This is a genomic window from Ornithinibacter sp., from assembly GCF_035443565.1.
GTDB lineage: Bacteria > Actinomycetota > Actinomycetes > Actinomycetales > Dermatophilaceae > Fodinibacter.
Window position 1 is genome coordinate 1 of record NZ_DAORSO010000122.1, and the last position, 6863, is coordinate 6863.

The following is a 6863-nucleotide window of genomic DNA, read 5'->3' on the forward strand; positions in this document are numbered from 1 at the left end:
GCCCGCGACTCACCAGAGGACGGCGATCGCGGTGTTGAGCAGCGCCAAGGCACCCGCTGCCGTCACGAGCTGCGGACGCGCGTCACCCTTCTTCCCCTTCGCGGCCGCGATCTCGGCGCAGGCCGCGACGGCGATCGCGACGACCAGCTTGACCCCGATCTTGGCGTGGTTGACGTCGCCGTCATCCATTTCGGCCAGACCGACGAGGATCAGGCCCGTGACCAGCTGGGCCCGTGCACCCCAGACCAGGGCGGGCGTCACCGTCCCGCGGGCGACGAACACGGCGCTGCCGACGATCGCGGCCATGCCGAGCAGGTGGACGAGGACGAGCAGGTGTTCGACGATCTCCATGGGAGCAGCCTAGGAGACCCGGAACTCAGAGCAGGCGCCGCCCCATGGCCCACGCCGTCAGCTCGTGGCGCGAGGACAGCTGGAGCTTGCGCAGCACCGACGACACGTGGGTCTCGACGGTCTTCACGGAGATGAACAGCTCCTTGGCGACCTCCTTGTACTGGTAGCCGCGGGCGATGAGGCGCATGACCTCACGTTCGCGTGCCGAGAGCCGGTCGAGCTCCTCGTCGACCTCGGCGATCTCACCGGCGGCCGCCCCGAAGGCGTCGAGGACGAAGCCGGCCAGCCGGGGCGAGAACACGGCATCCCCGTCCGCGACCCGCCGGATGGCGGTGATGAGGTCGCGGGCCCCGATGGTCTTGGTCACGTACCCCCGCGCCCCGGCGCGGATGACGGCGATGACGTCCTCCGCGGCATCCGAGACCGAGAGCGCGAGGAAGCGCACCGGCGCCCCCGCGTCGGTCTCGACCCCGTAGGAGCCGCGGATGACGTCGGCGCCGCCGTTGCCCGAGCCACCGGGCAGGTGCACGTCGAGGAGCACGACGTCGGGACGCTCGGCCCGGATGACCGCGATCGCCGTGTCGACATCGGGCGCCTCCCCGACGAACTCACACGCGGCAGCCCCACCGGCAGCGGCCATCGCCTCGGTGAGCTCGGCACGGACCCCGGCGCGGAACATCCGGTGGTCGTCGACGAGCACCACCCTCACCGCGGGACGGGGCGAGCTGCCGGATGCTGCTGGGGTCGTGGTCATGGCTGATCTCCTTGAAGGGGTGGCAGCCGCAGCTCCACCTCGGTTCCGTCGTCGCGGCGGCGCACGCGGGCGCTGCCACCGTGCCGTTCCATCCGCCCGAGGATCGACTGTCGCACGCCGAGCCGGTCGGCGGGAACGTCGTCGAGGTCGAAGCCGGTCCCGCGGTCGCGCACGAAGGCCTCGACCCCGGAGGGCCCGATCTCGACGTAGGCCGTCACGGGGGCACGACCGTGGCGCACCGCGTTGAGCAGGGCCTCGCGCAGCGCCTGGGTGAGCGCCGCCCCGTGGGGTTCGTAGGGCCGGTCCCCGGTGACGACGAGGTCGACGACCTGCCCGTGGAGGTCCTCGACCTCGTGGGCGACCTCGGTGACCGCGGCAGCCAGGGTCGACTGTGACCCCTGGGGCCCGTCGTAGAGCCAGGTCCGAAGCTCGCGCTCCTGGGCCCGGGCGAGACGGGTGACGGCCGCGGCGTCGCCTGACTGGCGCTGGATCAGGGCCAGGGTCTGGAGCACCGAGTCGTGCAGGTGTGCCGCGATGTCAGCCCGCTCGGTTGCCCGCGCCGCAGCCACCTGTTCCCGCCGCAGATCACCCCACAGGCGCATAGCCCACGGTGCCGCGATGATCAGGGCGCCGACGAGCACGGCGATCGCCGCGAGCAGCGCGTCCCACACGGCCGAGAAGGACTGGCCACGAGTCACGAGCACGAGGATGCCGGTGACGGTGAGACCCACGCCGAGGGCCACGCGCATCCAGCCGAAGCGGTTCGGCCCGGTACCGGACTCCAGCCAACGCGAACGCTGGGCCTCGTCGAGGTTGGACCACGCGACGATCGCCCCGACGGCGATGGTGAACAGCGGCAGCAGGACCGACCCGATGAGCGAGCCCCCGAGGATCGGCAGGACGAGCACGCCGCCGACGAGCACCAGCGCCGCGCCGATGAGGATGAGCGAACCCCACTGGCGCCGATCGGAGGCGACCGCGACCTGGCCGGTTCCGTCATCCACGACATCACCCTCCGGGGTGAGCGCCCACAGGAAGGCATACGCGACGACTCCTGCGCCACCGAAGGCAGTGAGGATGACGAAGCTCCACCGCACCGCCTTGGGTGACAGGCCGAGGTGGCGGGCGATCGCCGCACACACTCCGGGGGTCCAGCCCCGGCCCCGGGCCCTGACCAGCGGCGGCCGAGGCGGGCCGCTCACCTCCGGGCGCGGCGGCATCCCGGCGCGCGGATGCGCGGCTGCGGGTTCGTACGGTGTGGGCACGCCCCCATCCTGACGTACCGGGAGCCGCACGGGGCCCCCGACAGGGGTCGCTCAGGGGTGCGGTCAGGGGGGCCTCAGGGTCGACCCTCATGGCGGCAGCAGCTGCTGGCGGGCGAGGCTGGGGCCATGACGCAGAACCCGCCCTCGACCGAACCCGGTGCAGGCGCTCCCCCGCCCCCATCGAGCTCCTCATTCCTCGACGACTCCTTCGCCCGGCTGCGAGGTCTGGGCCCCGTTCGTGACACCGAGCGCCGCTGGTTCGGCGGCGTGTGCTCGGGGCTGGCCGGCCGGCTGGGCGTCGACCCGATCCTCATCAGGGCGGCGGCGATCATCCTGGCCTTCGTCGGAGGCATCGGAATCACCGCGTACGTCCTGCTGTGGCTCCTCCTGCCCGACCTGCGCGGCGAGATCCTCGCCGAGCGCGCCATCAGGCACGGCGACGTCGGGGCCATCGTGCTGCTCGTCGTCGCCGGCCTCCTCGTCTTCGGCGGCATCGCGTCGGCCGGGTCCGGGGACGGGTGGATCGTCCCCCTGTGGCTGATCCCCGTCGCGCTGGTCGCGTGGTTCGTGCTGAACCGGCGCGGCACCTTCGGCGGCTCGCCACCACCCCCCATGCCCATGCCCCCAGGAGGAACCATGTCCGCACCTGCCCCCACGTCCGCCACGGCCCCCACGGCCTCCACGTCTCCGACGGACACGACCGCCCCCTACGGCGGGTACACCCCGTCGGCCCCTCACCAGTACGCGGCACCCTACGGCGGCTACCAGGCTCCCTACGGTGGCTACCCCGCACCGCCGGCGCCCCCGCGGCCGGTGGCCCCGCCCCCGCCGCCGCGACCGCGCCGACGCCGGCCCAGCGCCTTCATCGGGTTGGTGTCCCTCGGCATCGCCATCGCGGGCATCGGCCTGGGGGTCGCCCTCCACGACCCGACAGGTTTCCCCGGGAGTGCATCGACCCTGGGCTTTCTCATCGCTCTCACCGGCGTGAGCCTCGTCGTGCTCGCGCTCGGCCTGCGCGGTCGCGCCTCCGGCTTCAGCGGCTTCCTCGCCTTCTGCCTGGCCGGACTGCTCGCCATCTCGCTCATCGACGCGAGGGTGCAGACGAGCAACGGGGTCGGCGAGCGCACGTGGAGCCCGGTTCCCGCAACCGGCGTGACGACGTTCGAGCTGGGGGCCGGGGACGCCGTCCTCGACCTCGGCTCGATGATCACTCCCGACCCCCGCATCACCCCCCAGACCATCGAGGTCAACATGGGCGCAGGTGAACTGACCATCCTCGTGCCGGACGGGCTCGACGCCCGGGTCGACGCCAGCGTCGGGTTCGGCGAGATCAGGCACATCGGAGGGACGGGAACCAGCACCGACACCTCCGGGAACTCCGGCGGCCAGGACCAGAAGAAGACCGTGCGGGTCGGCGACACCCCCGTCCAGGTCATCGTCGATGCCGAGCTCGGACTCGGCCAGATCACCATCCAGGAGCAGTGATGAGCATCCCCACCACCCCGAGCACACCCGCCACCCCGGGCACGCCCGACGACAGCCTTGCCACCAGCGCCCCCCACTCACCCGCCACCCAGGCACCCGCGCTCCCCGAACCCGTGTACCTCGAGGGGCCTGCCCCGTTCGCGGTGGTGCTCGGGCTGCTCGGGCTGCTGTTCGCGTCAACGACGCTGTTCACGCAGCTGACGGACGTCGCCGTGCCGTGGACCCAGCTCGGCCCGTGGACCGTCGTCGCGGCGGGCCTGCTCGTCGTCGTGATCGGCGCGATCGGACTGCGCAGCAGCCGTACCCGCGGCTGAGCCGCGGCAGAAGCGTGACTGAGCCGTGGCCTCAGGCGAGCCCGGCGGCACGGAGCGCGACCGGCACGCTCGCCACGAGCTCGACCGACGTCAGGTCGTCCAGGGCGACCCAGCGCGCGTCACTCGTCGACCCACCCACGTCATGCACGACGGGGTGGGTCGGCGTGGCACACCGGGCCGTGTGGAGCACCCGCACCGCGTGGTAGTCCTCCAACCCCCGCGCGGACCGGCCCACCCAGTGCTGGGTCATGACGTCGATCAGCCGGACGTCGTCGACGACCTGGCTGGTCTCCTCGGCCACCTCGCGCACGACCGCGTCGACCGGGGACTCGCCGGGATCGACGCCGCCGCCGGGCAGGTTCCACCGCCCGGCAGCACCGGTCCGTGGAGCCAGTTGCGTGAGCAGCAGGCGGCCCTGCGCCACGACGACCGCGTACGCCGCCACCCGCTGGTGCGGCACGATGTGCACCCGCTCGGCCCGCGACAGCCCCGGGCCCTCGGGCCCCGCCGGGTCGTTCGCCGGCCCGTCCTCCGTGGGAACCACGGCGTACCGGAACGTCAGGTCGCCGAGAACCCCCTCGACCGCCTCCACCTGCGCGTCCCAGCCCCGCGCCCCCAGGCCCGCGACCGGGTCCTCCCCGTGGGCCAGGGCGAACGACACCACCTCGCGCCCCGCGTGCTCCCCGACGACGGTGATCATCGCAGGGCCACCGCGGCCCTGCGGTACTCACCGAGGGTGGACGTGATGACCCCGGGCCAGTCCTGGGCCGGACGAGAGGCCAGCAGGTGAGCGCGCATCCGCTCGCGCAGCGCCCGCTCGCCGGCCAGGTGGGCCAGTGCACCGGCCAGGGCGGCGTCGCTGTCGGCCAGCAACCCGCTCACCCCGTCCTGCACGAAGTCGTCGGTGCCGGTGCCGCGCCGGGCGACGATCGGCAACCCCGCCGCCTGGGCCTCGAGCGCAGCGATGCCGAACGCCTCGAGCTGGGCCGCACTGAGGTAGACGTCCGCGCCCTGGTGCAGGGCCCTCAGCTCGTCCTTGTCCACCCGACCGGGCATCTGGACCCAGGTGAGCCCGCGAGCGCGCAGCCGGTGCTCCATGACCCGACGCTGCGGCCCCTCACCGACGATCGTCGCGCGCAGCGCGACCGCAGGATCCAGCACGGCGCGCGCCTGCTCGAGCACCCGCAGCATCGCGAGCGGTCGCTTTCGCGACACCAACCGCATCGCGGAGACGACGTGCACGGAGCCGTCGTGGTGCGCGGATGCCGTGGCGGCACCACCCGGGTGCCACCACGCGGCATCCACGCCGTTGGGCACCACCTCGACGCGGGCTCCGCGGGCAGCGGCGGACACCCGCTGGGCAGCCATCGTCGACACGGCACTGAGCGCCACGCCACGCCGGGCCCAGCGATCAAGGTGCCCGATCGCCCGGAACACCACCGCGGACCGCTCCATGACGCAGTGGAACGTGGCCGCGACCGGAAGACCGACCTCCAGCGCGACCGGCACGAGATCGGTCGCGAAGGGGCTCACGACGCCCAGGTGGGCGTGCGCGACGTCGAAACCCCCGGCATCCAGCCGTCGGCGGATCTCCGGCGGGGCGAACGGGTTGACGGGGATGCCGCCCGGCACACCCCACGCGTGCCGGTGCACGGTCACGCCGTCGTCACCGCGCTCGGTCGCGCCGCCGCGCTCGCCACCAGGTCCGGGGGTGGCCGTGAAGACCTCGACCTCGTGTCCGGCGGCCACGAGGTGGCGGGAGAGGTCGCGGACCTGGCTCTCGATCCCGCCGAGGCGCGGCGGGTAGCAGTCAGAGAGCATGGCGACCTTCACGAGCGGACAGCCTGCCATGCGCGAGGATGGGCGGCGATGTCCGCAACGATCGTGGCGTTCCATGCCCACCCCGACGACGAGGCCCTGCTGACGGCCGGCACGATGGCGCGCCTTGCCAGCGAGGGCCACCGTGTCGTCCTCGTGCTCGCCACCGATGGCGGGGCCGGGCTGGCAGCGGCCGAGCTGCGCGCCGACGGGCAGCTCGGCGGTCGGCGTCTGACCGAGGCGCGAGAATCGGCGGAGGTGCTCGGCGTGGCCCGCGTCGAGTGGCTCGGCTACGCCGACAGCGGCAGCGGGCCGCAGCCGGAACCGGACGTGCCGGGGCAGGTGCGCTTCACCCGGGCCCCGCTCGAGGAGGCCGCCGAGCGACTCGCGGCGATCCTGCGCACCGAACGCGCCGACCTGCTCATCTCCTACGACGCCAACGGCGGCTACGGCCACCGCGACCACGTGCGCGTGCACGAGGTGGGTGCGCGGGCTGCCGTGATCGCCGGCACCCCCCGCGTGCTCGAGGCGACCGTTCCGCGCGACACGATCGCCCGGGCCATCCGTGCGGTCGCCCGGGTCTACCGGTTCCCGGCCGAGTTCGACCCGACGTCGTTCGAGCGGGCCTTCACCGCCCGCGCCGACATCACCCACCGCATCGACGTGCGCAAGCACATCGTGGCCAAGCGGGCGTCGATGCGCGCCCACGCCTCGCAGGCGACCGGTGGGGGTGCGGCCGCGGTCGGTGACGGTGGCCAGACCGGCGACCGGACCCTGGCCGCGTTCCTGCGCATTCCGCGGCCTCTCTACGATGTCGTCTTCGGCCGGGAGTGGTTCCGCGACCCGGCCCTGCCCAGCGGGGGGCCCATCCACACC

The 6863-nt window shown here is 73.4% G+C and carries 8 protein-coding genes; 3 read left to right on the forward strand and 5 right to left on the reverse strand.

Annotated elements, in window-relative coordinates; translation table 11 throughout:
* Nucleotides 1-9: 9 nt before the first annotated feature.
* Genes PLL68_RS11295 through PLL68_RS11305 form a run of 3 tightly spaced genes read right to left on the reverse strand, consistent with a single transcriptional unit; the run spans nt 10 to nt 2370 of the window.
* On the reverse strand, nt 10-351 hold the full coding sequence (locus PLL68_RS11295) for a hypothetical protein (RefSeq protein WP_324534137.1): 342 nt from the start codon (nt 349-351) through the stop codon (nt 10-12).
* 25 nt (nt 352-376) lie between these two features.
* A complete protein-coding gene (locus tag PLL68_RS11300) occupies nt 377-1105 on the reverse strand; it encodes a LuxR C-terminal-related transcriptional regulator (RefSeq protein WP_324534138.1) in 729 nt (242 codons plus the stop codon).
* On the reverse strand, nt 1102-2370 hold the full coding sequence (locus tag PLL68_RS11305) for an ATP-binding protein (RefSeq protein WP_324534140.1): 1269 nt from the start codon (nt 2368-2370) through the stop codon (nt 1102-1104). Before PLL68_RS11305 ends, PLL68_RS11300 begins: the two co-directional genes overlap by 4 nt.
* Before the next feature lie 126 nt (nt 2371-2496).
* Between PLL68_RS11305 and PLL68_RS11310 the strand changes: the two genes are divergently transcribed.
* Together PLL68_RS11310 and PLL68_RS11315 are read left to right on the forward strand one after the other, a co-directional pair.
* Entirely contained in the window at nt 2497-3855 is a 1359-nt protein-coding gene (locus PLL68_RS11310; protein WP_324534141.1) for a PspC domain-containing protein, read from the forward strand.
* Nucleotides 3855-4169 (forward strand): hypothetical protein, encoded by a 315-nt coding sequence (locus PLL68_RS11315; protein ID WP_324534143.1) that lies wholly within the window; start codon nt 3855-3857, stop codon nt 4167-4169. Before PLL68_RS11310 ends, PLL68_RS11315 begins: the two co-directional genes overlap by 1 nt.
* Before the next feature lie 31 nt (nt 4170-4200).
* Here PLL68_RS11315 and PLL68_RS11320 read toward each other — a convergent pair whose 3' ends face one another.
* Nucleotides 4201-4869, reverse strand: coding sequence for an NUDIX hydrolase (locus PLL68_RS11320; RefSeq protein WP_324534145.1), 669 nt, complete (start codon nt 4867-4869; stop codon nt 4201-4203).
* Nucleotides 4866-6002 carry a glycosyltransferase gene (locus tag PLL68_RS11325; protein WP_324534147.1) on the reverse strand — a complete coding sequence of 379 codons (1137 nt, stop codon included), beginning with the start codon at nt 6000-6002 and terminating at the stop codon, nt 4866-4868. The genes PLL68_RS11320 and PLL68_RS11325 overlap by 4 nt, the downstream gene beginning before the upstream one ends.
* Nucleotides 6003-6038: 36 nt before the next feature.
* On the opposite strand from PLL68_RS11325, the gene PLL68_RS11330 reads away from it, so the two are divergent.
* The coding region (locus PLL68_RS11330) for a PIG-L deacetylase family protein (protein ID WP_324534149.1) at nt 6039-6863 on the forward strand (825 nt) is incomplete at its 3' end.